Annotated in this window: 3 protein-coding genes; 2 read left to right on the top strand and 1 reads right to left on the bottom strand. The window is 57.2% G+C overall.

Annotated features, from left to right (window positions below):
* Window positions 1-346 (bottom strand): hypothetical protein (locus tag RT424_RS23075; protein WP_313443017.1); only part of this gene is annotated, 346 nt, incomplete at its 3' end.
* 314 nt (window positions 347-660) lie between these two features.
* On the opposite strand from RT424_RS23075, the gene RT424_RS23080 reads away from it, so the two are divergent.
* Window positions 661-1,137, top strand: coding sequence for a hypothetical protein (locus tag RT424_RS23080; RefSeq protein WP_313443020.1), 477 nt, complete (start codon window positions 661-663; stop codon window positions 1,135-1,137).
* Window positions 1,138-1,214: 77 nt separating this feature from the next.
* A complete protein-coding gene (locus tag RT424_RS23085; protein ID WP_313443022.1) occupies window positions 1,215-1,541 on the top strand; it encodes a hypothetical protein in 327 nt (108 codons plus the stop codon).
* Window positions 1,542-1,586 lie beyond the last annotated feature (45 nt).

Below are 1,586 nucleotides of genomic sequence, written 5' to 3' on the forward strand. Positions count from 1 at the left end.
GAATTTTCACCGGTTCTGCCCCAGTGAAATATACGTTTATGTGGAACGGGGCTTTATTGACAGCAAGCGCGCCCGAGAAATTATCCGGATACCTATTACGAAGCTTGTGCACCAATACGGCAGCCTCGTTCATAAGGCGCAATCGTTGTTTGGCCTCTACAAGAGGAATTCGCTCGACCTTGGCTAGTGCTTTGGCTGTAATATCATCGGGATCGTTAAATTTCTCAGTGAAATTTGCCACGCGTACAGGGTGTTCTTTGACGGTGGGAGTCTGCGCAAGTACTATTGGATTGGTGATGGCTGCGCATGCCAACAATGCCAACGCGAATTTCTTTGTATATCGCATCGTGTAATATCCCTCTCAATTTATGAGATTTGATTGAGTGTCCAAGATTACACAATTTTGACGCTCTGGAGTTGTGACAGCCATTTTAATGGAACCGTCACCCTCCTCTCCGGCTGACATGGCCAAGGGGCAATAATCCAGAAACATACCTACGTTTTCCGACCCGATCCAATTTTCCGCAACACTTGGACGCCGTTGAGCAGATCAAGGCCGCTCAGGATTTCCGCCTGACGAGCCACTCGTAGTGGGCCTTCGCCCCGGGAGAAGATGGCCTGGATCAGTGATGTTGAATCCGATCAAAGTGAAGAAAAAAGATGGCCTTGCCGACAACAGCCCTCCCGCGCTTCCGCTTCAATTCCTACTGGGGCACCTGGAATCTCGTCCTGACCACCAAGTGGGCCGTCGTGAGCGCAAATGGTCGCAGGCCGTCTCACCACTCAACGGTCGAGATCAGCCTTCAGCCGGTCAACGGATGGGGTTACACGGCCGAAGACGATGGACGCATTCGCGCTCTTAATCTGCGCGTTCACTCGACGGCCGCAGGCAAGAACGACACACTGGCCCACGAACTGCCGGACCACGTTGAAAAGGATCTGATTGCACATCTTGGTAGCGACCTTGCTGCCTGGTTGCTTGATCCCACTACCGAGATCCTGGGGCTGGTCGACTGGAACGTCTACGCTGCAAAATGCAACGGCGACGCATCCCTGCGAGAGATTGCCCACCCCAAGTTCCCTCACCTGATACCCGGCGTGCAGGTATCCGCAGGAATGAAGCGCACGGCCGGCTAAACAGCGACCTGCTAGCAGCCTCAACATCTCCGAGCCCGCCCGGCCAAGCCGCGGCGGGCTTTTCAGATCGTCTCTCAGTGCACCGGCGACAGGATGGCAAACGGACTGGCGCGGCGCTGCTGCCGCGTGCACGCGAATTTGTCGGCACGGTCGTCCCGCGCAGCCTCTCCTTCGTCGTTGGCGTCGTGGCGCGCCTCGTCGAGGAGCTTGCTCTGCCTGAGCAGCAGCCCGGCTTGGCAGGGCCGCTGCTCCCCAGCCTCGCGGCGTGTACGCGCCGCGGGTTCAGCAATCCGGCGTTGCTCGATTTCGCCAATTCCAACCGCAACCTGATCGGCCGCGTCGAAGTGCACCGCGCCTACGCCGATATGGTGAGATCGGCCTTCAACGACCTGGACGACTTGTGATCGACACGCCTTCGCTCAGCGCCAGCGATCGCCGGATCAGGCAGG

The sequence above is a fragment of the Novosphingobium sp. genome (genome assembly GCF_032093395.1).
Taxonomy (GTDB): domain Bacteria; phylum Pseudomonadota; class Alphaproteobacteria; order Sphingomonadales; family Sphingomonadaceae; genus Novosphingobium.